Genomic DNA, 26,736 nt, shown 5'->3' on the forward strand with positions numbered 1-26,736 from the left:
CACACCAGTAGCGCCAGTCACACCGGTAGCACCAGTAACTCCTGCCACACCAGTAGCGCCAGTAGCTCCTGTCACACCAGTAGCTCCTGGAGTTCCACCAGAAGGCCCTGTAGCGCCAGTCGCACCGGTTGGACCTACTAAAGAAGGAGCGGCCAAGATGTTTTCCAGTTTAGATTGAAGGAGCAGCTCTTTCTTAATTAATCCTTGTATGGTAGTTTGAACACTTGAATTTACCTGTAGCAACTCATTGATGGTTGCTGGAACCGAAAGTCCGGGCAGCGTACCGATAGCGTATTGGATTTTCTCCGCTTCGGCATTAATAATGTGTCCTAGCCCTAACTCTTCAATCGCTATAGAAGATAACAAGAGATTCAAGGCGTCATCTCTAGTAATAGTGATACTAGGGGTTATATTAGGAAGATTCGCTTGTGACAATGTCTTCATCCTTTCTTAATTTATCGATCTAATAGAGAGGTCTCCCTCCTGTTAGTCGTATAATGCAGAATATGATTTTTATTCATTAACGATATGAGCCTTCAACCCGCATAGAAGCTATTTTTACAAATACATACCGAATTACACTAGAATTGGACGCAAAGAGCCCGGAATCGCCAACGTCTCTCGGACTTAGACTCGCGTTTCCTAAATTCCATACTGCCTCCATTTTTTATCCTAACTGAACATGAAGTATGATGTCAGATATCTACGCTATGTTTACAAAATGAAAGAGAAGCAGGTGAAGTAGTCATTTCATTTAAAGCTACAATTGAAGGTTAAACTAGTGAGGGATTACTTTATAACGAACAAGGAACAAATAAAGTGAATATATTAAAAATTAGGATCAGAACTCACTTCAATAAGGAGTACTGATCCGTCTGTGTTTATTCAAAATTTTATGGGAAGAGACGTTTTATATAGCGTATTACAATATCTCCCCGTATTTCTTAGTCCGGTAGAAAATAGGTAATTAAAAATTCATTATTTGTAGAAAATCAGGTTCTGTGCCTTTCTACAATTGGTTAGAAAAACGTGATAATTGTAACCAAATATATAAGCGCATGAATCAATCGCTTCAAGCTTATGAGCTAGTAGTCGTTGTTCTCGTTTCAACTTTCGCTCTAATCGTTTGCCAAAATAATCAATTCACAAGTAATCTTTGTTGCTAAGTACCTATTATATATGTACACCTGAATGGACAAATAAGCTAACGGTTAGAATGCCAGTAAAAGTAATGATAATCGATGTTATAGAACTAACTAGCGGCTTAAAAGCTAAGTCTCTTGGTATTCATGTTGTGAAACGCAAGAAAAAATGTGTAGTAACAAAAAAATGGTAATGATTTAATTTAATATAGTAGTGCTAAAAGTATGTAAACATTAGTCTTAAAAAGACAACTTTTGCTTTTTCTTTAGGACACCAACTAAAAAAGGCATAACAGCAACAAGCAACTTTATATCACGATTCTTAATTTAGAAATTAAGCAAAGAACAAAAAAACAATTTATTTTAGATTTGGTTTAGAAAAGGTTTTTATAATATTGTAGAGGTGTATGTAGATGAAGATAAAAGTATTAATTGTAGAAGATGACCCGTTTTTGGGTGAAATGATTGAAAAATACTTAATAAAATTAGGCTATCAAACAGAGTGGATCACTTCTGGACAAGCAGCGTTAGAAAAAATATATTCCAACGCTTATGATTTATGCTTACTAGATATTATGTTGCCAGAAATAAGTGGGCAAGTACTTTTAAAAGAAATCCGACAATTACATTCAATGCCTATAATTATGATGACTGCATTATCAGATGAACAAAATCATTTGACTGCATTAGAAAATGAAGCGGATGACTATCTCACTAAGCCGTTTTCAATGAAGATATTGCTGGCTCACATAGAAAATGTCCTACGTCGAACGGGAATCCTTAAAAAGAGTATTGAATTGAATGGAATCATTATTTATCCAGAATCACAAGAGATTTTATGGGACGAGAATAAGTATTTCCTTAACAAAAAGGAATTTGAATTACTTATGAGTTTTGTTCAAAATCCAAATCAAATCGTACCAAAAGAAAGAATACTCGTCAAAATATGGGGCTATGATTTTGAGGGAAATGAGGGAATCATTCATGCTACAATGAATAAATTAAGAGAAAAGCTACCAAAACAATTTATAAAAACTATTAAAGGCGTAGGATATAGACTAGGTGATGAAAATGAAGAATAGACAACTTAAAATTTCTGGTAAGTTTTTCTTGTATAGTTTAGGATTACTGCTAATACTATTAGTCATTTGCTTCTTCTTTTTTTACAGCCAGTTAAAAAATACTGTAGAAATCACACAGCGTCAGCAAGTTTCTAGGCTCTTTGCTTCTCTTATTGATACCGTTCAATACGAAACAGATGAAATTAAAATTATTGAAATGACAAAGCAGTTTTCGGAAGAAAACCGGTCTTTTGATTTTGCTTATATTTCTAATGACGGAGATGTTTTTTTCAAAACCCCTAAATTTGATATTGATAATATCCCTTCTATATTTAACAAAACTCCTATTATAAAAGATGGTATAAATACTCGCTTTATAGAAAGGACAGGTGATAATTCTAAAGCGGTTAGTAGAGAATCACTTATATTAACTCTTAAGATGGCTGACAAGGGAAATATCGTAATTTCAAATACTTTACGACCCCAAGAAGTTATCAAGACGATGCTTCCGACTATGAGCAAGATATTTATTGTGCTACTGATAATTTGTCTTTTAGCTTCATTCCTTTTCTCTAAAATAATCACTTCTCCCATAAAAAAAATAGCAAGTGATACTAAAAAAATGGCCTTGTTAGAGGAAGTGGAACCTCCTACAAAAAGAGTTGATGAAATCGGAGAGTTATCCGAAGATATTTACTCTATGCACTTAAGATTAAAACAGACAATAGAGGATTTACAAAAAGAAATAGCATTGGTGAAAAAGATGGAAGAAAATCAGCGGTATTTTTTTTCTGCTGTATCACATGAGCTAAAAACGCCAATTGCTTCATCAATGAGTTTGATTGAAGGAATTATAGATGGGGTTATAGAGAAAGAAGATTATTCAAAACAATTAGATAATCTTTTATCTATTCAACAACATCAAGCAACTTTAGTTAATGAATTACTGATGATTGTAAATATGGATAATCCTGATTTTATCGTTCAAAAAGAATCTATACATCTGGCTTCTTTCTTTGATATTGTTTTGGAAAAGTATAGGATTCTTATAGATGAACAGATGTTGAAAGCAGAATGTGCTATTGATAATGCTTTGTTTATTAAATCGGATAAAAAGTTGTTGTCAAAAATTTTCTCTAATTTATTGCTTAACGCCATTCAAAACACAAAAGCAGGTGAAGAAATCAAAGTATTTTCAAAAATACGTGGTAGTTCTATAGAACTAGAAATTATCAACACAGGTACAAAAATTCCGCATAAAATATTAAAAGATATCGCAAACCCATTTTTCAGTACGGACAATGTTCGCACTTCTAGTATTGGGAAAAGTGGACTGGGTCTTACAATTGTCCAAAAAGCTTTAAATATACAAGGATTTGATTTCCGGATAGAAAATATTGATAAGGGCGTATGTGTCACTATTATATTTTAAGCACTCATACTAAATATCCAATTCAAGAAGAAACAACTCAATTTTGAGTTGTTTCTTCTTGTTGTTGAAATACTATTATGTCAATGAAATCAAGGTGACAATTAAAAGGTATAGCCCTTTTTCAAAACGAGAGGTTGATCTCCGTTCCGACTGAGTGCTTTCCTGAGGGCGTCCGATGAGCCGCTTCACTCGCGTTGCTCGCTCCAGGGTCTCATCTGTGACGCTGAATCCCCGAGGAGTCACTCAGTCTACACTCCAATCAATCACTGCCCATAGTATTTTCTTCTGGTACTTCACACAAATTAATAGTGATAAATTTGAAGTCTTAGCCATCACTATATTGTGTCAAAATGGAGCTTTGATAACATATTTATATGCGAAAGCAGAGCAATACTTTATGTAAAGTTACAAAGTAGTTTTATGCATAAAATGTAGGTTAATAGCTGTAGAATTGTACCACCATTCTATCCATTTAATGATGGTGAGTAACATGCTTTTACTTTACTTTTAAGGAAAGAAAATATTTAAAGTTCTACACTATTGCTGATTGGAGTGCAAGGCTACTCGACTCCCGTGGGATAGCGAGACAGACGAAACCCTGCACGGAGCGTCAGCGCAGGAAGCGGCTCGTCGCTCGCCCACAGGAAGCTTTGCTCTGTGCGAAAGCGAAGCGTCAGCAACAAAGCGAGTAGCCTGGAACGGAAATCATCTTCATTTGACTTAGTAGTGTTCACAAAGAGTCCCTCGACCATTTAGTTTTTCAACACTATGAAGAAACAACTCAATTTTTGAGTTGTTTTTTTGTACTTTAGAAATAAGTTAGATTCGTTTCTTATACTCATACTTGTACTAAGGAGTACCAATATAAACAAGGAGGATTTTCAATGTATATTATTAGTAATGCACTAAAAAATATTAAGAGGAATAGGGGACGAAATATATTACTAGGAATCATAATACTGGCCTTAATTGTAGCGTCTGTTACTGCACTAATGATAAATCAGGTGTCAAGTTCGGTTATTAATGACTACAAAGGTCGTTTTGGTTCGGAAGTAACTATATCCGCAAATATAGATAAAGTGCGTGAAGAAGCTATGAGCAATAGTACAGATGGGAAGATACGGGTAGCAATTCCGACTATTCCAGCTGAACAATATATTGCTTTTGGCGATTCAGACTATTTGAAAGAAAGTTACTATTCCGCTTCTATAGGGTTAAGAGTACCTGAACTTGAAAGTGTTGACGAAAGTTTAGGTGGTGGCACTGGCAACAAAATGATGATGGGTGGTCCTGGTATGACTTCTGAAATACCAGAATATTACACGAAATTGACTACACCAAATATTACAGAATTTGATCAGGGATATAGACAATTGACTGATGGAGAAATGCCAAATGGAGAAAACGAGGCAATTATCTCTCGTGACTTTGCAGAATTAAATAACTTAAGTATCGGAGATATAATAAAGGCGGAATCTGAGTTGAATCCAGAAGATAGAGAATCGGACGCTGGAGATTATCCAATTTCATATGAACTAAAAATAGTAGGTATTTATGATGATATAACAGAAGAGTATGGAAGCGGTCAGCAACAAAATGCATATACGAACCGTAGAAATGAAATACTTTCGAACTTTGGTACAATTATTGCTAAAATGCAAGATGATTATAGAGGAATTCAAGTTGGTGCAACTTATTATTTGAACAGTCCTGAAGACATTGACGGATTTACGGAAGAACTAGGAGAAAAAGGACTATCTGACTTATTCGACGTAAAAACAGACATGGATAGTTATAATCAAATAGTTGGTCCAGTCGAGGGGTTAAGTAGTGTATCTTCAACATTTCTTATTATCGTGTTGATATTTGGTGGAATTTCTATTGCTGTCATTTCATCTATTGCTATTCGCGAACGTAAATATGAAATCGGCGTATTAAGAGCAATGGGTATGAAAAAATCAACCGTATCATTCAGTTTATGGTTAGAAGTTTTTCTAATTACTGCGGTTTGTGTCGTCATTGGTATTTTGGGAGGCACTATGTTGGCACAGCCAATAGCAGATATGTTGCTACAACAACAAATAGAAGCAGTTCAAGCAGCCACTCAAAACACACAAATGCAAGGCATGATGATGGTAGGTGGAATGAATAATACCGTTGTTGAAGAACCCCTATCACATTTAGATGTCGTACTTAATATGGCTACATTGTTTAAGATAAGTATGATTGCACTATTGTTAACAACTGTATCAGCAGTTAGCTCTATGTTGAAAATTGTGAAGTACGAACCAATTAAAATTTTGATGGAAAGGAATTAAAAGAATATGAGTTGTTTAGAATTAAAAGATATTTCATATGCCTATATTAAAGGCAAGCGTGTCCTTAAAGATATTAACTATAAATTTAATCAAGGTAAAGTATATACCATTGTAGGTAAATCTGGTGCAGGAAAATCTACCTTACTGTCGCTCGTAGCTGGTTTAGATAAGTGTCAAGACGGTACAGTTTTAATTAATGACAAGTCACTAAATGAGATTAATCGTGACAAATATCGCTCTCAAGATGTAGGTATTATCTTCCAACAATATAACTTGCTAACAAATGCAACTGCACTAGAAAATATTGTGCTTTCAATGAATATCAGTAAGTCCAAAATTAAGAATAAGAACAAATACGCTTTGGAGTTACTGAATAAAGTTGGGATTAATGAGGAGAAAGCCACAAGAGCAGTAATGAAATTGTCTGGTGGTGAACAACAACGAGTAGCCATTGCCAGAGCATTAGCTCATAACCCCAATATTATAATTGCCGATGAACCGACTGGAAACTTAGATAAAAATACTGAAAAAGATATTTTGGAAATATTCTCAGAATTAGCCCATTCTGCAAACAAGTGTGTAATAATTGTTACCCATTCTCAGAAAGTGACAAAAATTGCGGATAACATTTGTTTGATAAAAAATGGCAGTTTAATCGACTTGGGAGACGAGGAAAATGATTAGTAAAAAAATCACAGATAAAATTTTCATGCTAAAGATTACATTATTCATTATCGCAATGCTGTTTTTTCTATGTAGTATTTGGAACTTTTCTGAAAATAGCAAATATTTAAATACACTTGTTGAACAAGGGCAACTTGAAGCTATTAGTTTTAATTATGAAATTGTCCAATTTTATCTAAGCAGTAGTGGACAATACTTCGTTTATGCAATACTTATATTTGTTTCTGCGATTTTATTAGGAAGACAAAATAACAAAATAGACAATCAACCTATTCGAAAGTCAAATACAAATATTCACCTTGCTCAACAGGAAAGTATAGAAAAAGATGAAGAAATTGATGAATGGTTAACTAAAATGATGAAAAAAAGAAAAGATAATTAAAGGATTCATTTAAAAAAGAAGCATAGTGACACTTGGAGTGTACTTTATGCTTCTTTTTTTCTTTATCAATATATAGCCATGCACATTCTTAAAAGAGGAATTTTTTATTTTTGTATTGTCACATATCTTTTTTAATCTGGTGTGGTATTAAATTCTAAAATGAATTGCATTTAACTAAAACCCAATAATTCATCTTTTGCTTCCTTATACTCAGGATATATTTCTAGTGCCTTTAGAAGTAATTTTTTATACATGAACGGATTCCCTTTATTTTTAAAACATAGTGCTTGATAAAATAAAGATTGGTATGATCCTATACCAGACATCGTTAAATATGCAAGGTTTTTCTCTCCTAATGAAAGACAATGTTCTAAAGTTAGAATACACTCATTAAACATACCTTCATGATAAAGAGAGACTGCCTTATAAAAGTGTAAATCAACGTAATCAGGGTATAAGAGAATCGCTTTATCAATCCCTTTTAATGCTTCTTTAAAGGATCCGGAAGTTACTAGTATTGAATATTTCAGATTATATAAAAGGGAAGAGGGCTTTAAACCAGCTATCAAAAACCTTTTAATAGATTCATTACAATATAAAAAAGCTGTTTCGTATTTTTTTTGCCGATAGTATTCACTAGCAAGATGATATTCCATCCACGGACTATGTTTGTCGTTTTTTATTTCAGAATGAAGCAAACTCATATTCCGCTCATTTTTTTTCTTCTTCTCTGTTACCTGTGTAAGGTATCCTAAATGATGAATCTTTATAGGTAAATGCTGAATGTTATGAACATCCATATCCAAATCATTTAAGTTTATTGTTTCATGAATACTATTTTCAAATTTAAAACCTAGGCGATTTTTAAATAGCCTGGACTGTGCCATAGTATAAATTCTATTTTCATCTATTTTATCACCATAATAATTCACAAGTTCTAATGATAATATATCCACATTAGATTCCTTAATATATTTATGGAGAATGGCTCTATCGATATTTTCAAGAGTTTCATCTGCATCGAGAATTAATATCCATTCACCTTTCGCATTTTCGAGGCTAATATTCCTTGCTTCTGCAAAATTATTATTCCATTTATGCGAGATTACTTTTGCTCCGAAACTTTTACCAATCTCAATTGAAGAATCCGTAGAGCCTGTATCCACAATAATTATTTCATCTACAATTCCTTGAACACTCTTGAGGCAACCAGGTAAGAATTCTTCCTCATTTTTAACAATCATGCACATAGAAACAAAACAATTATCCAATTAATCTCCTCCCTCAATAGTATACCTTTAAAACTTTATGAATATGAATAAAAGAAAAAGGAGTGTTTTTGTTGAGTATCACTTTATCAATGGTGGTGAAAAATGAGGGCGATCGATATTTAAAAAAGGCGTTGATGCAACATAAGCCATTTATTAACGCTGCTGTCATTATAGATGATGCTAGTACAGATGATACCATTCCAATTTGTAAAGAAGTACTCTCTGGGATTCCATTGAAAATTGTGGAAAACAAAGAATCACGCTTTTTTAATGAAATAACACTTAGAAAGCAACAGTGGGATGAGACAATACAAACAAACCCTGATTGGATATTAAATCTAGATAGTGATGAAATGATTGAATCATCTTTTCTTACACAATTTGAAATCATTACAAATCAACAAATGTATGATGCCGTCTATTTTCGTTTATATGATATGTGGAATGACTCACATTATCGTGAGGATAAATATTGGTATGCACATAGAACTTTTAGACCTTTTCTAGTTCGCTTCAAACCTACTGATCAATATATCTGGAAAGAGACGGCGCAGCACTGCGGTCGGTTTCCATTAAATATTTTTGAGTATAAACACTTTTATAGTACCGTGAAAATTAAACATTACGGATGGTCAACAGAGAAAGATAGAAAAGCAAAGTATGAAAGATATATGGAGCTGGATAATGGAGGGGTTTATGGGTGCCTCGAACAATATCATTCAATATTAGATAAGGATCCAAATTTAATTAAATGGGGTTGAAAAATTAATGGTAACAATTAGTCTGTGTATGATAGTGAAAAATGAAGAAGAGGTTTTAGGTCGATGTCTACAATCAGTAAAACATATTGTAGATGAGATTATTATTGTAGATACTGGATCTACTGATGATACTAAGGAAATAGCAAAAAAATTCGATGCTAAAATATATGACTTTGAATGGTGTAATGATTTTTCTAAAGCTCGTAACTATGCCTTTAGTTTAGCGAACAAGGATTATATTCTGTGGATAGATGCAGATGATGTAATTGAAGAGAAGGAACAATTGAAATTAATTAAACTAAAAGAAAATCTATCCGAAGAGATAGACACAGTAAGTATGCCATATATATTATCTGTTAGTGAATCTGGTGATGTAGGCTATCAGATACGTAGACACAGATTAGCTAAACGAGAACGACAATTTAAATGGGAAGGTAAGGTTCACGAAGTCTTATTAGTTTCCGGAAATATCTTACACAGTGATATAGCTATCAAACATCAAAAAGAAAAAAAATATACAGATCGAAATTTACTTATCTATATGGATTGCTATAAAAGGGGAGAATACTTTTCACCCAGAGATGTCTATTATTTTGGGAATGAGTTACTGGATCATAAAAAATATGAAAAAGCTATTGAGCAATACCGAGCATTCTTAGATTCCAATCAAGGATGGGTGGAAGATAATATTAATGCATGTTTTAATTTATCAAACTGTTATAGTCAACTTAACGAGAACGATTTACAGCTACAAGCGTTATTACGCATTCTAGAATATACTAAACCCACACCGAAATTTTGTTGTTTTTTGGGGGATATTTTAAAAGAAAAAGGGAACATTAATAGTTCTTCGTACTGGTATTTAACAGCAATAAATATTGGTAAACCTGAAGCGGAATATTCGGTTTTAGAACCACAATATTGGACGTGGTATCCTCATCTACAACTATGTGCATTATATTATCAGCAGGGGGACATGAAAAATTCGGAATTTCATCATGATCATGCGAAATACTATGTGCCAGAACATCCAAGTGTTATTTTTAATGAACAATTTTTTAATCAACAACTTGGAGAAAATGAATTATCTGTAGAACATGACATGAAAAACCAAATCTTTAATTTAGTAGAAGCAGAGACAGTTGAGAAAAATAAAAAAGGTAAAGTCAAAATACTGATTGGGAGCCCAATTAAACAAGATAGTGATATTTTGATGCACTTTCTCCATTCACTTGATAATTTAGAAAAAAGTGATGAAGTACAAGTAAATTACTTATTCTTTGACGATAATGATGATCTGACATCAAAGAAACTACTTAAAAACTTCTCTACTAATCGAGAGGTTTCCATTATTGAAACAAAAAATAAATATGAATATATTAAGAATGATGTCACACATTACTGGACCCCTAATAATGTACATCATGTGTCAAGTATGAAAAATCATATCCTTCATTATGCTAAAGAAAAAGATTTTGACTATGTATTCTTAATAGATTCAGATTTAGTGTTACATCCCAAAACTTTAGTTAATTTGCTTAAAGCAAACAAGGATATTATATCAAATATATTCTGGACCAAGTGGACACCCGATGCTATTGAAATGCCACAAGTTTGGATGCAAGACGAATATCAACTATTCAATAAGGAAGATCAACATACTCTTTCTGAAAGTGAGATTAAACTTAAATCCATTGAATTTATTATGAAAATGAAAGTTCCAGGGATATATAAGGTCGGAGGACTAGGTGCGTGCACACTTATAAGTAAGAATGTAATAAATGCTGGTGTAAACTTCAACAAAATTTATAATGTTTCTTATGTTGGTGAAGACCGTCATTTTTGTATAAGAGCAGCAGTACTCGACTTTTCTATGTATGTAGAAACGACCTACCCTGCTTTTCATATATACAGAAAAGAAGACCTAGAAGAAATAGAGCAATGGAAATATAAAAATTCATTCAAACAAAAAGGGGAATGAAAATGAGTTGTTTAAACGATGCCCTTGCAAAAAAAGTAGATTTTTCATTTTGTATCGAAAAGGAAATTTCAAGACATTATCTTTATAATGTAGCAGGAAAATTAATTAAAACAGCAATTGAAGATGAATCAAAACATGATTTGGTTATAGAAAATTTAACTTTTTTATTTACTAAAATTCATGGTCAACAAATATCTGATATGCAAAAATATAATATATACAAAAAAATAATGGTTGAGTTCAATGATGTGATAGAAACTTCTTTTACAGAAAAGTTAATTGAAAAGCTGGTTATTGGCAATAAATTGTTACATCTTCTGAACAAAAAATTAGAGCAATATCAACTGAATAAGAAAGTGGAATGTACCCATCTCAATTTTATCTTATTAGGAATAAAACATAATTACAGTACGTTTTTGATTGAGATAGATCCAAAATTAATTGATTTAATTAATACAAATCATGCAGATGAAAGCATTATTAGCTCAAGAGATAAAAATGTTTCTTCTCAAAATAATACTACAAGTGAAAATATTAGTAGCCCAAGAGATAAAAGTATATTTTCTCAAAGGAATAAAAGGGAAAATATTTGGATAGATAATAAAAAAGTATGGAATCGTAATGATGATGACTAATTTATCGTTTTACGATTAAAAGGGGGGATATAGGCTTTTCTCTATGGATTTAGAGGAATTAGTGGTGATGAAAATCTTACGAGAATCGGCTATGTGTTTGTACGATCATAGGCATCAAATACTTGCTAGCTGTTATAAAAGTACCCTGTAAAAGACATAAAAGGTCCTGCACCCCTAAAGAAGGAGTCAAAATTCTACTTTAAGGGTGTTTTTTGGGCGAAATACAGTGAAGAATTCAAAATAAATGTCGTTAATGAATATATGGCTCATATGAAGAATTAAAGAAGAAAACCGAACGATAACTATAACAAAAACTGGCTGCATAATAAAAACTCTAACTTTGAGGGGTCACTACCTTCTTACAGAGTACTTTTATTTATAATGAACATAAAGAACCTATTTACTAATCAAAAAAATTACTCTAGAAGCTTCCTTATATAATACTAATATGCGGAGATATTGTCATACGCTATATAAAACGTCTCATCCCATATATTTGCATGAACACAGACGGACCAGTACTCCTTATTGAAGTGAGTTCTGGTCCTATTTTTTATATATTCACTTGTAAACATAGCGTAGATATCTGATATCATACTTCATGTTCAGTTCAGGATACAGTATATCGGAATATAGGAAACGAGAGTCTAAGTCCGGGGGTGATTCCGGGCTCTTTTCGTCCAACTCTAGTGAGATTCATTCTTTGGTATGTATTTGTAAAAATAGCTTCTTAACGGGTTGAAAGCTCATACCGTTAATGAAAAAAAATCATATCCTGCATTATACGACTTAAAAGAGGAAGACTTCTCTATTAAATCGACAAATGAAGAAAGGATGAAGACAATGTCACAAGCGAATATTCCTAATATAACCCCTAGCATCACTATTACTAGAGATGACGCCTTGAACCTCTTATTAGCTTCTATAGCGATTGAAGAGTTAGGGCTAGGACACATCATTAATGCCGAAGCGGAAAAAATTCAATACGCAGTCGGTACATTGCCAGGACTATCGGTTCCGGCGACCCTTAATGAGTTGCTGGAGGTTAATGCAAGTGTTCAAACTACCATACAAGGATTAATTAAGAAGGAACTGCTCCTTCAAACTAAACTGGAAAATATCTTAGCTGCTCCTTCTGTAGTAGGTACAACAGGTGCAACAGGTGCCACTGGAGCCGCTGGTGCAACAGGTGCCACTGGAGCCACAGGTGCAGGGTCAACTGGAGCCACAGGTGTCACTGGGGCTACAGGGCTAACGGGAGCTACAGGCGGTACGTTTACAGCCAACAACATCAAAGTAGGAAGCTTCATTCAGCAAGTAGTTACACCAGGGTCGTCTTATATGTTTGATTCAAATATAAATAGCAATGGAATCGGTATTACACATACACCTGGATCACCAGATATCAATCTAAGTCCGAACAGCGTCTATTGGATCAATAGCTATTTGGAAGGGTTTGAGACGCCAACTGGCGGTATCGGATTCGCGCTTCGCCTGAACGGGGTTCCCCTTTTTGGGAGTCATGTCGGCAACGGAGGCGCTGTTGGGGTCGATACACAACTCTCAGGAGCATACATTCTAAACACTGGACCTGGCGTTAACGTTCTACAGATGTTCAATGATGATAACACAAATACTACGACGGCTAGTAACGGTACGCTTGGCGCTTCATTGACAATTATGCAGATTGGTTAGTGCATTAGCCTATGACGAATATTATTATAACCCCTAGCATTATTATTTATCATCTAATGCATTGAACGACACGTCAAAAGGAGATGCCGATATCAGAAGGACTGGTTTAAAAATATAGAGCCTTCATTACACCGATATGGTAATTTCTAATATGACAATAGTGAGACAGAACAGGTAGTAGCCTCTAACAAACGTCTAAATAAATGCAGAAATAGCCCTGCGTTTATTTAGACGCGATGTATATTCCAGTAGGTCGTGAAGAGGTGTCCAAAGAAGCAGTTTAATCGCAGTTGACATTCGTGAAGATGTCTCAAATGATGCGCTAGCCTAGACGTTTACGCCAACTGAATCTGCATACAACTGGTAGAAACTTCTCACTGAACGCAAGGAACGATTCCTATGCCATGGAGGTGTCCCGAAGTCTACAATTAGATTAGCATATGCCACCTATCGTAAGTCTAAGTTATAATGGCTTGACAATTTTTCTCCATTTTTCTCCATTTTTCTCCGTATTATCACCAACAATCACCTCTAAATGCCCAACTGAATTTAGGGAACAATAGTTACGCTCATTTCGTGACTTCACCCATTAATCGACCGTGTTATTTGCAATCATAATCTTCATATTCACACTCACATTCACACTCTTTTTCATGCCTACAATGTTTTTTGCATTTCACTTCATGTATTTCAGTAAAATCAACAACACTTTCTAATTTCATTAATAGAAGCATTTCTTTTTTAACAATTGTTTTTAATAACTGATTTACATTACTATTAGCTTCTAACAAAATATTAATATCACACGTTTCTCTAGTTATCTTATCTAGTTTTCTTCCTTGTGCTTTAATAATCTCAGCTAAACCTAATTCTTCCATCGCAATTGATGAAAGTAATAAATTTGCAATGTCTTTTTTACTAAGATTTATATCTGGCTTAATATCAGGTATGTTGGGCATCGACAATTTAAATCACCTCAAATGTTTCCAATTTTTTCTTCACCAATTTAAAAATAATTACGCAAATCAATATATTCATATTGTCCAAGCTTTATTCTTGACCCAATTATGCCTTGGCATAATTGAGTCCAAATTCGTACAAGAACTCCTTCCCAATTCCGTAGGGAAAACATTTTTTTGGCGAATGTATGATAAGTTTTTGCCAAATACAGAACAATGGCAATCGGGTTTTAATGCGCAGGTCACATGTTCGCTGAAATATGCCTCTAATTCAAGGATGGTGTGTCCTGGAGTAATATTTAGACGTGTGTCATTTCGTAAGTCATGCAAACCGGTATTGTACGTATACCCCCTGAGAATGGCAAAATCATCGAATCCAAGCAAGAGATGTGACAATGAGATGTCTTGTGTTGACAGGCTTGTTGAAAACGAAGCTTCTTTTTCATGATACGAGCAACCGTTGTCTCAGGTGTTTTCGCTACACGCGCTAATGTGTGATAGTTGCACCAATTTCAAATGCCTTGTATAGCGTTTTTTCGATGCTACGTACATGGCATTTCTTTTGAAAATCAAGGACCCAGAAAGATTCTCGACTCCAATATGCCTGAGGTATTCATGAGTTATGTTCGACTTGATTTGACAATTTATATGACACAAATATAAATACTCATCATACAATAAACATGTAATCAAAAAATCGTTAATGGAAGGGGTTTTTTCATGAGTTTTCCTAACATACCCAATATTACAGCTTCAATTACTATTACTAGGGATGAAGTATTAAACTTATTACTTTCATCTATTGCTTTTGAAGAGTTGGGATTAAGCCATATTATTAATGCAGAGGGAGAAAAAATTCAATATGCTTTAGGATTGATCCCGGGTTTAACCCAACCAGCTTCAATACCTGATTTATTAAGCATTAATGATAGTGTGCGTAAAACATTAGATTCTGTTACAAGAAAAGAACTGGTTTTGCAATCAAAATTGCAAAACATCGTGGATCTTTTGACAGGTGACTAATCACTTATAGTTACATCAAAAGAAGTGAAAATAGATTCATAGTTAAATTGGAATGTAAGCCCGTAATCAAATAACGTATATAAATAACCATGCACTCCCGGAATGATAGACATCAAAAAAGGGGGTGCTTCTTTATGTCAACTACCAAACTAACAATTGTCCCTGTGATACTGGATACCCAGCACGGACAAGTATCCTTTTAATAATTCAACGCAATTTTCCCCTGAACCAAGCTGTATCATTAAAACAGTTGGTGCTATATTTCCTTCTTTAATGGCGTAGATGAACACATCATCCAAACGATCATGAAGGAGTTGGGTAATCGATGAAGCATGATTTTACGAGTGTGCAAAACATCTATATCATTTGTGGCAATACGGATGTGTGAAAAGGCATTGATGGAACTTGTAGAGATGTTATAAATGTTTGTGCTTCGATGGGGATGGCTTTGTCATACTTTATAAACGGCAAGAAAATGGGAAACTGCAATGGCCAAAAGATGAAAAGGAAATGCGGAACCTTTCACAGCAGGAGCTTCGTTGCTCTTAGATCGATTATTGCTCCAGCAGCAAAAGGTAATTACTTTGAGAAAGATATCGCTTATCTTCTTTGCATAGTGGTATTCGTTATGAAACACGAGAAAGAGATTCCTGCATTTTCTAGCGAAGGCGATTAAGATCGTATTTTACATCATGTAAGCATTGTCACAATCGTTGGTGTTTCATACCGATTAAAGTATTATTTAACCTCGGAAAACGAGTGATTTTGTACACCCTTAAACGAGAGAAACTGTACATATTTATATTTACTTCTAGCCATATAAATACCCCCTTAGATTTCATCTCTCTACCGTATGAGGAGCGTATTAAATACTAATTTCAATAAGGGACCTAAAAAGATTTTCATCTCCATATGCTATTAAAGGATTCAGAGCTGTTCGACTTGATTTGACATTTTATATGACATAAATCGAAATACACATCATACAATAAACATGTAAATTAAAAATTAGCTAATGGAAGGGGTTTTTCATGAGTTTTCCTAATATACCGAACATCACAGCTTCAATTACTATTTCCAGGAACGAGGCATTAAATTTATTACTTTCATCTATTGCTTTTGAAGAGTTGGGATTAAGTCATATTATTAATGCTGAAGGGGAAAAGATTCAATATGCTTTAGGTTTAATCCCAGGTTTAAGACACCCAGCTTCAATAACTGATTTATTAAGGATTAATGATAGTGTCCGTAAAACACTAGATTCTGTTACCAAAAAAGAAATAGTTTTGCAATCGAAATTGCAAAATATCATAGACCTTATGTGTGATGACTGGAACCAAGAGTATAACCCCAAAAAAAAAATAGTTAGTCAAATTGAAAATCAAAACAAAAATACCAATCTTGATATTGGTAACATGGAATAGCACAGTATTATTGATTTTTAGAAGGGAGCACTTTTTTATGCTTCCTTTATACTGTAGACAAACTCGGCAAAAATCAAATTGTTCTTGCCAATAAAGTTAGTTCTTTTGTTGGCATAAGCAACTCCGAAATGTAAATCAAAAGAACCTTGTACTTAAACGAACGAAGCAGTTTTGTTGAAAAAGGTAAATGGAGATTTTTTATTGTAGAATATATTTTTACAATAATCAATCGGTGTTAGGGACTATGTTGACAATCTAATATTTTTTTATTATTATTTAAAAAAACATTAAGGAATCAATAAATTTTCGTATAACTCCAATAATATGGTTTGGGGGTCTCTACCAGGAACCGAAATTCCTGATTACGAAGAAAGTACAAAACTTGTATTTTCTTTGTAGTCAGGAATTTTTTTGTATTTATCTGAAAATTTATTTTAGGAGGTCAACAATGAACTTTTTAGCATTGCCCAAAATTGAACTTCACTGTCATTTGGATGGAAGCCTAAGGGGTGAAACTATTATCGATATTGCACAGAAGGAAGGTATTCAGTTACCCTCTTTTGATAAGGATGAACTGCAAAAGGAGCTGATTGCTCCGTTAGAATGTGAATCCCTTGATGAATATTTAAAAAGATTTTCTCTTCCTAATTTAGTCATGCAGTCCAAGGAGAACTTAAGAAGAATTACTTTTGAGCTATTTGAGGATGCAGCAAGAGAAAATGTGAAATATTTAGAAGTCCGATTTGCCCCGTTACTTCATACATTACAAGGTCTTGATGTTGAAGAAGTTATTCAATCTGTTATAGAGGGGATGAGGGACGCTGAAAGCTGCTCCGAAATAAAGGGAAATATAATCTTGTCTTGCATGAGGACAATGTCTGTAGAAAGCGCATTTGAAGTAGTTGAAAAGGGGAAAAAGTTCCTTGGAAAAGGTGTGGTGGCAATTGACCTATGTGCATCTGAAGAAGCAGGCTTTTGTGAAAAATTTGTAGATCCAATCGCTTTGGCGAAAGAATATGGCTACAGAGTCACTATTCATGCCGGTGAAACGGGAATTGGTAAAAACGTACTAGAGGCGGTTGAACTGTTGGGTGCTGAAAGAATAGGACACGGAGTATTTATTAAAGATTGTGCCGAGGCTTATAAGATTGTGAAAGAAAGACAGGTAGTGCTTGAAATGTGTCCAACAAGTAATGTCCAAACGAAAGCTGTTCATCATTATTCTGAACATCCGATTTATAAGTTTCATAAAGATGGAATAAAAGTGACATTTAATACGGATAACAGAACAGTATCAGATACTACTATGGCAAATGAAATCCATTTAGTTAACAACGAATTTAATCTAAGTGAAGAAGATTATCGGCAAATCTATTTAAATAGTGTAGAAGCATCCTTTGCCGACCAACAAACTAAAGAATGGTGCTTTGCGCAATATTAAAGAAAATTAAATTTAGCAACAAAAATAATCCCCGTACGCGAACATATTTTTTAACTATTATAAAAACTAATCTTTAATATTAGCAGATTGTGAAGAAAGAGCAGGGGCTTCTAGTGGTGCTCTCTCAGACATGGTAGTAGCTAACGCAAGCTATGTAACATTATCTTTAGATGGAGGTCTATTATCTTTAATCTTTATTCTGATTGTCATTTGGTCAAGAAAAGCTTGAGAATGGTATAACTTTAAGGTCTTAAAGTTTAGACGCCAACAGAATTTATTTTTTAGGCTTTAGAGTATAATATTGTTCCATTAAGCTAGCCGTTAAAAGAAATAAGGTCCATATGTATATGTAGCAGTTCAGTACCAACTAGAGCTGAAATAAAAATGAAATTAAAATGGCAGCACTAACACACAGTTTTTTTTGATATTCATTTTTTCCTCCGTAATTAGATTAATAATAAATAATAAAGTTTGATAAAAAATAACCTCTTATAGTGAAATATTCTAAAGAGGTTATCTTTTATTTTTTAATAACGTCTGGTAAAAGTGTTTCCTGAATAATCCTAAAAATCCAGAGTTATTTAAATCTATTGTATGCTATGCTGATCTACTAGGCTTTTCGAATTTAATAAAAAATACGTCACTACATTTCAAACTTAGCTTTCATTTTGCATTTTCCTAATTTCAACAATTTTCTTCCAGATCGCCCTATCAATTTTGGCAAAACTACTTATGCTTGGCGTTGTATTTACTTCAAATAATATAGGTTTCCCTTCAAGATTTAATCCGAAATCAATGCCATATTCTCTACAAGGAAAGTGGGATGCTATTACTTCAGCTGCTAAAATTGAATCTTCTTTTAGAGAATCTATTGTTTTATCTTTCTTTGTAGTATCCATCATCATATAGTCTGATAATAATTCATCAATCGGTATTATTTGAGAACCCCGATTTGAATTGACAATCCCATGATCCTCAGTTGCGATCCTTCCGTAAATCCCACCAATTATCCATTCTCCCTTAAGATTTTGAACATGAACACGAATGGATGTAGAATGCCCATCAGGGGTAAGACTTATGACCCCCTCCTGTATAATATAAATTCCGCTTAATCTATCATGTTTCTCATATGGATGTAGAACTTGATGGAAATCCTCAATTGCTGCCACACACTTATTTATTTCTTCACCTTGCATGGTAAAACCGTTAAAACAATAATGTCCATCTTTTCTTTTGTAGACTTTATAAATTGCTCTTCCTTGTCCAGTGCTATTATGTTTCACATAAACATACTCATACCTATTTAATAAATCGATTAGGTTTTCTAGACTGTAAGGTGTTGATTCTGGAATGAAGTTAGATGTTAAAGGATTTTGTGTTAAAAGTAAGAATTGTTGCCATTTTCCAAGTGTATTTTTCAATAAACGCACCTCATTCAGTAAGATATTTATATTTCTTTTGTATTAATAGTGTAGTCCTCTCCACGTATAGAGGTTACTGTATTGTATGTAAATAGATTTATTTTGCATGGGTGGGGCTTGGTAACACGATAAATCTCTCCCATTTTTCTGCTAGAGTTCATACTCAATTTACTACACTAGAAAAGTAGCATTATGATTGTTTTTCCTGTATATCCATTTTTGATTTCACAATCATTAGTTTCTAATGTATCTGCCCTGCTTATCTTTACTTTTAGTCATATGATAGTATGATATGTCGATTAAGGGGATGGGAGATATTGAAAAAAACGACGAAATTAAAAAAAATAATATATTCAGATAAACTTGAATTTTTAATGGAAGCCCATAATGGTCTTTCCGCAAAAATTGTAGAGGAAGTCGGTTTTAAAGGGATTTGGGCGAGTGGTCTATCGATTTCAGGATCATTGGGTGTAAGAGATAATAATGAAGCATCATGGACGCAGGTATTAGATATACTTGAATTTATGAGTGATACGACAACAATTCCCATTCTATTAGATGGGGATACGGGATATGGAAATTTTAATAATGCTCGGAGGTTAGTTAGAAAACTAGAACAATTGGATATTGCCGGAGTCTGTATCGAGGATAAAATTTTTCCGAAAACCAACTCATTTATTAATGGAGAAAAACAGCATCTCGCATCGATTGAAGAATTTTGCGGGAAAATAAAAGCAATGAAAGATACCCAAGAGGATGAGGACTTTATGGTTGTAGCTAGAATCGAGGCTTTTATTGCAGGCTTGGGATTAGATGAAGCCCTTAAACGTGCGGAAGCCTACAGGAAGGCGGGTGCCGATGCAATTCTTGTGCATAGTAAAAAATCGGATTTTAGAGAAATTGACGCATTTATGAAGGAATGGAGTGGAAGGCATCCAGTGGTTATTGTGCCTACAAAATATTATACAACCCCAACTAATGAATTCAGAAAAGTAGGAATAAGTACGGCAATCTGGGCTAACCATAACTTAAGAGCGTCGATCACTGCTATGCAGAACATCTCAAAACAAATTCTAAAAGATGAAAGTCTCATTCAAGTAGAGAAATCGATCGTAAGTGTACAAGAGATTTTTAGACTCCAAGATGTCGAAGAGCTTCAAAAAGCAGAGGAGAAATATTTGCCATCAACTAATAACCAATCACAACCCGAAACGGAGTGATGATATGTTAAATACAAAAGAATTTGGAAATGAGCTTAAAAGACTTGGGTTTGACTTTTACAGTGGGGTCCCTTGTTCATTTTTAAAGAATCTTATTAATTATTCCATAAATGAGTGTGAATATATTGCTGCAGCCAACGAAGGTGATGCTGTAGCCATTGCTTCAGGAGCATACCTTGGGGGAAGAAAATCAGTTGTTTTAATGCAAAACTCTGGTCTAACCAATTGTATTTCTCCATTGACTTCTTTAAACTACCCCTTTCAGATACCTATACTTGGGTTTGTTAGTCTACGTGGAGAACCCGGGTTGAATGATGAACCCCAGCATGAATTAATGGGACAAATTACGACACAACTATTAGATCTCATGCAAATAAAATGGCAATTCTTATCTCCGGATGATAGTGAGGCAAAGAAACAGCTTGAAGAAGCTAACAAGTGGATTGAAGTAAATCAATCATTCTTTTTTGTAGTGAGAAAAGAAACATTTAAAAGTGAGAAATTGAAGATAGAGCAACGTCTTAATCATAAAAATATGATAAAAAGTGAAAAAACGGACGTAGATGAACTGCCAAGTCGTTTTGACACTTTAAAAGTGATAAATGGACTCAAAAATATGAAAACAGTATTAATGGCGACAACTGGTAAAACAGGAAGGGAACTATATGAGGTCGAAGATTCTGATCATAATCTATATATGGTTGGCTCCATGGGCTGTGTTGGTTCTTTAGGATTAGGATTAGCCCACACGCGAAAAGATATAGATGTAGTTGTTATTGATGGAGATGGTGCCCTCCTTATGCGAATGGGGAGCTTATCTACAAATGGCTACTATCAATCTGAAAATATGCTTCACATTCTTCTAGATAATCAAGTTCACGATTCAACTGGAGGGCAAAATACCGTTTCTCACAATGTTAATATTGTCGAAATTGCAGCGTCTTGCGGTTATGAAAAGTCATACTATATCCATAATTTACATGAACTTGAATTGTGTATACAGGAATGGCAAATGACAAAAGGGCTGACTTTTATTTATTTGAAAATCTCAAAGGGATCTAAACAAAATCTAGGACGCCCAAAAGTAACGCCAAGTGAAATTAAAACTCGTCTACAGAGATTTATTAAATAATTGTTCTGAACATATTAGCAGGTTGATCTTGCCTATAAAGAAGCCAGGACTAAAACTTAGTTGGAGGGAGAATTCGAACCGCGTATAAAAGTGAAATATAATGAAAGGGAGGAGTACCGTGAAGAAAATTACTAGAAATATCTTACTGAATCCCGGACCTGCTACTACAACAGATACGGTTAAATACGCACAAGTGGTACCTGATATTTGCCCTCGTGAAGATGACTTCAGCCAATTATTGCAATTTGTTACTTCAGAAATTACTAGTTTAGTTTCAGAAGAGAATCAATATACAACCGTTTTATTCGGTGGTTCAGGTACTGCTGCTGTGGAGTCAATCTTGAGTTCAGTTATGACTGATGGGGTTTTAGTAATCATAAATAATGGAGCCTATGGAAAAAGAATGTGTGAAATTGCAGAAGCTTATCAGCTGGATTGGATTGAGTTTTTAAGTCCACCCAATCAACCTATTAATTTAGATCAGTTACAGTCATTCATTCAAAGCATCCCAAGAAAAGTTTCTTTTCTAGCTGTCGTGCATAATGAAACTACAACGGGATTATTAAACGATATAGAATCGATTGGCTCCATTTGTGAAGAAAATGAGATTAATATGATGGTAGATGCAATGAGTTCGTTTGCAGCTATTCCTATTGATATGAGTAAAATGAAAATAAGTTATTTGGCGGCTAGTTCCAATAAAAACCTTCAGGGCATGGCAGGAGTCTCTTTTGTTATAGCAAAAAAAAGCGAACTAGAAAAAGGAAAAACAAAAAAGCCGACAAATTATTACTTGAATCTTTACGCTCAATATTACCATTTCATCGAGACAGGACAGATGCGTTTTACTCCACCTGTGCAAACTATTTATGCGCTAAAACAGGCGATTGTAGAATTAAAAGCAGAGGGAGTGAAAGAAAGATATGAACGATATTCTAAATGTTGGGAAACCTTAATAGAAGGTCTTTCTAGACTTGGTTTAAGATATCTCGTCCCAGTGGAGCACCATTCAAAAATTATTACAGCAATAGTAGAGCCCGAAAGTGAAAATTATAATTTTAAAGAAATGCATGATTTTTTATATGCTAACGGAATAACGATATATCCTGGAAAACTTAATCAATTAAATTCTTTTAGGGTAGCCAACATTGGTGATCTTAGCAAAGATGATATCGAGCTCTTTTTAACTTTATTAGAAAAATATCTTCAAAGTTAAATTATTCACGGAGCTGTAGAATACCGACAACAGTCATTTAGAAGTTATAAATCTACACATCTTAAACAAAGTATAATTCATATAAAAAATGTCTGCTTATGGGGTAAAGTAAATATTTTTTTTGTGGAAGTTTTGGACATATCGATGTTCTTCTATTTATTAGAGGATGTTTTTATTAGATTAGGCATGGATGGTTGAATGTGAGCTGAAAGTTTGTAGGTTTTCTGAACGTATTCCCCGATTACTTTCATTACACATCTTTATTGAAGTAATGGAGGCGTTTCTACAACAAGTGGAGACGCTTTTTTACTCCTAGGGAAAAAAGCCTTTTTGCAAATGTTTTCTGCGCGAAAGCGAAGCGTCATCGGCAATTATGCGAGGCATAAATGATACGTCCTACAAGTAATTCCGACTATTGAAGATTAGGATGATTCCAACAATACACATTATCCAAGAAAGGGGTGCCCTCGTATTATTAGCTATTTTCACCCGAAGTTTCTTAAGAGGTTTTTCATCCTCCGAGAAACAGGAGGTAAAAGAGAAACAGCAAGAGGGAAGGCATCACCATGATAAAATTGTATCCAGCTAAAATAGAAGACCATTCCATCCATGATAGATTAGAAGTAGTCATTATTCCAATTGCTGCAAAATAAGGGGGATGCCATACCTACTTCAATTAATGAAGTAGTGAACCCCAGAGCCACAATGAAAAGCATGCTTTTTGATTTTGGAGAAGGCAAGTCTGAATTTTTCTCTGTTGGAACATAAAAACTTGTGATGAACAAAATTGCTCGAATAATAAAGATTATCCAGATTACAACTCGATTTTGAAATACGATTTCATTATTTGTATATAAACAATGACCACCTTCTGTTTTGGATGCTGGTTTTAATAATCCGATGTTATCGGAGTGACGTAGTGTTCTGTTAACGATAAGGTATTGTACATAAAGATAGGTTGATCAGTTGATACACATTAACAAAGTGGGAGAGCTGACAGGTGTTACAACTGTTTTTACATTCCACTTTTATTCTTCTTTACTAAAAAAAGTTTTAAGTAAGAACCCTACTCCCAAGCCAATTAGTACACCAGGAAACGCATGATCTATAGCCAGTCCAATCCCAGCACCTATAATGACACATCCATAAATAATTATATCTCCCTGTTTCATCTAATCCTCCTTATTTTTCTAATTTATTTAGATATTGCAAAAAAGTAGTTACTTAACAGTATACGAAATGACGTAACGTAAGCTTCAAGGTTTTTTTAGAGTTTTATTAATTAATTTATAGAAACCTTGAAACCGACAAGGGGTCACCTTTTATAATGAAATCCAAAGAAAGGAGGGTAACGTCGTTGGCAAGGATCTGCAAACGCACGATCTCTAAATTAATAGAAGCAGTGTAACGTAATTGACTTGCATAGTGAGGTTCACGTTACTACAACAAGTGGAAATGTGGACATTGCATTGAATAAGGATGAATCTGATGCCACGCTCCTTCCAACAGCGGGCTTTGTAGTAAATGATAAACAACAATGCAAAGGAACGTCCGGGAGCGGAGATTATGAAGTGTAGCTGGAAACCTTTTTAAGAAATATAGTATTGAAATAAATACAGATACCACTTAAAAGTTAATGCATCGTTAAATAATTACTTTTTATGTGGGAATTCTACATATTGATCGGAGCGTCACTATGAAGATATCACCGTAAGTGTTGCGACTATGGTGATTAAAGTTGATAGCGTGATGTGTCATATTAACTATCTATTAACTTTTAACAATCTGAATATAGTACTAAGCCACTATGTTTGGACGGGGTGTTTTTGTGGTATAATTTCCTAAAAAAGGAGTGTTGTTTTTGGGAATTCGAAATTATTTTAAAGTAATAAAAGTACTAGTATGTTTATCTGTTAGTTTATGCATCATAAATTATCCGTTTATTTCCTTTGCTGAAACACTTGATACTAATGTTAGTGAAAAAAGCAAATCTAATGACATCGATACTGGTATCGCAAACTTGAACTACGATAATAGAGAAGTTTTAGCAGTGAATGGTGACAAGGTTGATAGTTTTGTCCCAAAAGAGGGTATTAACTCAAAAGATAAATTTATAGTGGTTGAACGTAATAAAAAGTCACTTACAACTTCACCAGTAGATATTTCAATTATCGACTCTATGGCGAATCGTACATATCCAGGAGCATTACAACTTGCCAACAAAGCTTTTGTAGACAATCAACCTAGTTTATTGGTTGCCAAAAGAAAACCGCTAAATATTAGCATAGATTTACCTGGCATGAAAAGGGAAAATACAATGACTGTGGACAATCCAACATATGGTAATGTATCTGGAGCAGTAGATGATTTAGTATCAACGTGGAGTGAAAAATATTCAACAACCCATACTTTACCTGCAAGACTACAATATTCAGAATCTATGGTTTATAGCAAATCTCAAATTGCAAGCGCTCTGAATGTTAACGCCCAAGTTCTTGATAATTCACTAGGAATTGACTTTAATGCAATTGCGAGTGGAGAGAAAAAAGTGATGGTTGCGGCATATAAACAAATATTTTATACGGTAAGTGCAGAACTACCTAATAATCCATCAGATCTTTTTGATGATAGCGTTCCTTTTGAAGAGTTAACGCGTAAAGGGGTAAGTAATGATGCCCCTCCCGTTATGGTATCAAATGTAGCTTATGGCAGAACAATTTATGTGAAATTAGAAACAAACTCTAAGAGTAAGGATGTACAAGCTGCTTTTAAAGCCTTACTGAAGGATGTCAATACGAATGTAGAAACTAGTGGGCAGTATAAAGATATTTTTGAAGAAAGTTCCTTTACTGCTGTAGTATTAGGTGGAGATTCACAAAAGCATAATCAGGTTGTCTCAAAAGACTTTAATGATATTAGAAAAATAATTCAAGATAATGCAGAATTTAGTCTTAAAAATCCAGCATACCCAATATCATATACAAGTGTTTTCTTAAAGGATAATTCAATTGCTGCTGTTCATAACAATACAGATTATATTGAGACGACAGCTACAGAATATTCTAAAGGCAAAATCATCCTTGATCATTATGGTGCATATGTTGCTCAATTTGAAGTAGCCTGGGATGAAGTTTCATTTGATGAAAATGGACAAGAAGTACTATCCCATAAAACTTGGGATGGAAACTGGAAAGACAAGACAGCACATTTTTCTACAGTAATACCCCTTCCGCCTAATTCAAAAAATATAAGAATTTATGCAAGAGAATGTACAGGTCTTGCATGGGATTGGTGGAGAACAGTTATTGATGAATACAATGTTCCACTATCTAATGAAATAAAAGTTTCAATTGGAGGAACTACATTATACCCAACAGGTAATATTAATTAGGTATAAACTTCCGCTCTGGAAAAACAAACGGCTGAGGCTCTTGTTACACAAGAACTTCCGCCGTTTTTATTTTCTCAAACAACTAGCATGATTTATGAACACCAAAAACCCCACCAAGTGCATCCACCATAATGGTAATCCCCTTTT

The 26,736-nt window shown here is 34.1% G+C and carries 22 protein-coding genes, 3 pseudogenes and 1 riboswitch; of the genes and pseudogenes, 18 read left to right on the top strand and 7 right to left on the bottom strand.

Features of this window, described 5'->3' with window-relative positions; genetic code table 11:
- Positions 1–375 (bottom strand): collagen-like triple helix repeat-containing protein (locus tag ACIPKN_RS07770; protein ID WP_400934767.1); only part of this gene is annotated, 375 nt, incomplete at its 3' end.
- 1,180 nt (positions 376–1,555) lie between these two features.
- On the opposite strand from ACIPKN_RS07770, the gene ACIPKN_RS07775 reads away from it, so the two are divergent.
- The 5 genes from ACIPKN_RS07775 (at position 1,556) to ACIPKN_RS07795 (ending at position 7,019) form a co-directional block, all read left to right on the top strand.
- Entirely contained in the window at positions 1,556–2,224 is a 669-nt protein-coding gene (locus ACIPKN_RS07775; RefSeq protein WP_400934768.1) for a response regulator transcription factor, read from the top strand.
- Positions 2,214–3,635 carry a sensor histidine kinase gene (locus ACIPKN_RS07780; protein WP_400934769.1) on the top strand — a complete coding sequence of 474 codons (1,422 nt, stop codon included), beginning with the start codon at positions 2,214–2,216 and terminating at the stop codon, positions 3,633–3,635. Before ACIPKN_RS07775 ends, ACIPKN_RS07780 begins: the two co-directional genes overlap by 11 nt.
- Before the next feature lie 884 nt (positions 3,636–4,519).
- A complete protein-coding gene (locus ACIPKN_RS07785; protein WP_400934771.1) occupies positions 4,520–5,953 on the top strand; it encodes an ABC transporter permease in 1,434 nt (477 codons plus the stop codon).
- Between the two features lie 6 nt (positions 5,954–5,959).
- Positions 5,960–6,637, top strand: a complete 678-nt coding sequence (locus ACIPKN_RS07790) for an ABC transporter ATP-binding protein (protein ID WP_400934773.1) — start codon at positions 5,960–5,962, stop codon at positions 6,635–6,637.
- Positions 6,630–7,019, top strand: a complete 390-nt coding sequence (locus ACIPKN_RS07795; protein ID WP_400934774.1) for a hypothetical protein — start codon at positions 6,630–6,632, stop codon at positions 7,017–7,019. The genes ACIPKN_RS07790 and ACIPKN_RS07795 overlap by 8 nt, the downstream gene beginning before the upstream one ends.
- 170 nt (positions 7,020–7,189) lie before the next feature.
- Here the strand turns inward: ACIPKN_RS07795 and ACIPKN_RS07800 are convergent, their stop codons facing one another.
- Positions 7,190–8,290: a glycosyltransferase gene (locus ACIPKN_RS07800; protein ID WP_400934776.1), complete on the bottom strand. Its 1,101-nt coding sequence runs from the start codon at positions 8,288–8,290 to the stop codon at positions 7,190–7,192.
- Between the two features lie 71 nt (positions 8,291–8,361).
- Here ACIPKN_RS07800 and ACIPKN_RS07805 point away from each other — a divergent pair, with 71 nt between their 5' ends.
- From ACIPKN_RS07805 to ACIPKN_RS07825, 5 genes and pseudogenes are all read left to right on the top strand, one after another.
- Positions 8,362–9,051 carry a glycosyltransferase family protein gene (locus ACIPKN_RS07805; protein WP_400934777.1) on the top strand — a complete coding sequence of 230 codons (690 nt, stop codon included), beginning with the start codon at positions 8,362–8,364 and terminating at the stop codon, positions 9,049–9,051.
- Between the two features lie 7 nt (positions 9,052–9,058).
- Complete coding sequence (locus ACIPKN_RS07810) at positions 9,059–11,032, top strand: tetratricopeptide repeat-containing glycosyltransferase family 2 protein (protein WP_400934779.1); 1,974 nt, start codon at positions 9,059–9,061, stop codon at positions 11,030–11,032.
- A gap of 2 nt (positions 11,033–11,034) precedes the next feature.
- Positions 11,035–11,667: a hypothetical protein gene (locus ACIPKN_RS07815; protein ID WP_400934781.1), complete on the top strand. Its 633-nt coding sequence runs from the start codon at positions 11,035–11,037 to the stop codon at positions 11,665–11,667.
- 843 nt (positions 11,668–12,510) lie between these two features.
- Positions 12,511–13,362: an alpha-helical endospore appendage domain-containing protein gene (locus ACIPKN_RS07820; protein ID WP_400934782.1), complete on the top strand. Its 852-nt coding sequence runs from the start codon at positions 12,511–12,513 to the stop codon at positions 13,360–13,362.
- A gap of 124 nt (positions 13,363–13,486) precedes the next feature.
- A pseudogene (locus ACIPKN_RS07825) lies at positions 13,487–13,726 on the top strand (transposase); the annotation flags it as partial.
- A 238-nt stretch (positions 13,727–13,964) separates the two neighbouring features.
- Here the strand turns inward: ACIPKN_RS07825 and ACIPKN_RS07830 are convergent.
- The gene (locus ACIPKN_RS07830) at positions 13,965–14,321 is read right to left on the bottom strand and encodes an alpha-helical endospore appendage domain-containing protein (RefSeq protein ID WP_400934784.1); all 357 of its coding nucleotides are present in this window, start codon (positions 14,319–14,321) and stop codon (positions 13,965–13,967) included.
- 720 nt (positions 14,322–15,041) lie between these two features.
- Here ACIPKN_RS07830 and ACIPKN_RS07835 point away from each other — a divergent pair.
- The 4 genes from ACIPKN_RS07835 to add all read left to right on the top strand — a co-directional run bounded on the left by ACIPKN_RS07835 (position 15,042) and on the right by add (position 18,209).
- On the top strand, positions 15,042–15,344 hold the full coding sequence (locus tag ACIPKN_RS07835) for an alpha-helical endospore appendage domain-containing protein (RefSeq protein WP_400934785.1): 303 nt from the start codon (positions 15,042–15,044) through the stop codon (positions 15,342–15,344).
- 426 nt (positions 15,345–15,770) lie between these two features.
- On the top strand, positions 15,771–15,893 hold the full coding sequence (gene tnpB, locus ACIPKN_RS07840; protein ID WP_400934787.1) for an IS66 family insertion sequence element accessory protein TnpB: 123 nt from the start codon (positions 15,771–15,773) through the stop codon (positions 15,891–15,893).
- A gap of 482 nt (positions 15,894–16,375) precedes the next feature.
- A complete protein-coding gene (locus ACIPKN_RS07845) occupies positions 16,376–16,768 on the top strand; it encodes an alpha-helical endospore appendage domain-containing protein (protein ID WP_400934789.1) in 393 nt (130 codons plus the stop codon).
- Between the two features lie 286 nt (positions 16,769–17,054).
- A riboswitch (purine riboswitch) is annotated at positions 17,055–17,153 on the top strand.
- Between the two features lie 63 nt (positions 17,154–17,216).
- Positions 17,217–18,209 (top strand): adenosine deaminase, encoded by a 993-nt coding sequence (add, locus tag ACIPKN_RS07850; protein ID WP_400934791.1) that lies wholly within the window; start codon positions 17,217–17,219, stop codon positions 18,207–18,209.
- 656 nt (positions 18,210–18,865) lie between these two features.
- Here add and ACIPKN_RS07855 read toward each other — a convergent pair.
- On the bottom strand, positions 18,866–19,630 hold the full coding sequence (locus ACIPKN_RS07855; protein WP_400934793.1) for a YheC/YheD family protein: 765 nt from the start codon (positions 19,628–19,630) through the stop codon (positions 18,866–18,868).
- A 317-nt stretch (positions 19,631–19,947) separates the two neighbouring features.
- Here ACIPKN_RS07855 and aepX point away from each other — a divergent pair, with 317 nt between their 5' ends.
- From aepX to ACIPKN_RS07870, 3 genes are all read left to right on the top strand, one after another.
- Complete coding sequence (gene aepX / locus ACIPKN_RS07860; RefSeq protein WP_400934794.1) at positions 19,948–20,850, top strand: phosphoenolpyruvate mutase; 903 nt, start codon at positions 19,948–19,950, stop codon at positions 20,848–20,850.
- A 4-nt stretch (positions 20,851–20,854) separates the two neighbouring features.
- Positions 20,855–21,982, top strand: a complete 1,128-nt coding sequence (gene aepY / locus ACIPKN_RS07865) for a phosphonopyruvate decarboxylase (protein ID WP_400934796.1) — start codon at positions 20,855–20,857, stop codon at positions 21,980–21,982.
- Between the two features lie 118 nt (positions 21,983–22,100).
- Positions 22,101–23,198, top strand: coding sequence for a 2-aminoethylphosphonate aminotransferase (locus ACIPKN_RS07870; protein WP_400934798.1), 1,098 nt, complete (start codon positions 22,101–22,103; stop codon positions 23,196–23,198).
- A gap of 396 nt (positions 23,199–23,594) precedes the next feature.
- Here ACIPKN_RS07870 and ACIPKN_RS07875 read toward each other — a convergent pair.
- From ACIPKN_RS07875 to ACIPKN_RS07885, 3 genes and pseudogenes are all read right to left on the bottom strand, one after another.
- Positions 23,595–24,034: pseudogene (locus ACIPKN_RS07875) on the bottom strand (GAP family protein); the annotation flags it as partial.
- Positions 24,035–24,133: pseudogene (locus ACIPKN_RS07880) on the bottom strand (MerR family transcriptional regulator); the annotation flags it as partial.
- Between the two features lie 93 nt (positions 24,134–24,226).
- On the bottom strand, positions 24,227–24,370 hold the full coding sequence (locus ACIPKN_RS07885) for a hypothetical protein (protein ID WP_400934800.1): 144 nt from the start codon (positions 24,368–24,370) through the stop codon (positions 24,227–24,229).
- Positions 24,371–25,050: 680 nt separating this feature from the next.
- On the opposite strand from ACIPKN_RS07885, the gene ACIPKN_RS07890 reads away from it, so the two are divergent.
- Positions 25,051–26,589 (top strand): thiol-activated cytolysin family protein, encoded by a 1,539-nt coding sequence (locus ACIPKN_RS07890; protein WP_400934801.1) that lies wholly within the window; start codon positions 25,051–25,053, stop codon positions 26,587–26,589.
- Positions 26,590–26,736: the final 147 nt, after the last annotated feature.

The sequence above is a fragment of the Lysinibacillus sp. NPDC086135 genome (assembly GCF_044746345.1).
Classification (GTDB): Bacteria; Bacillota; Bacilli; order Bacillales_A; family Planococcaceae; genus Lysinibacillus.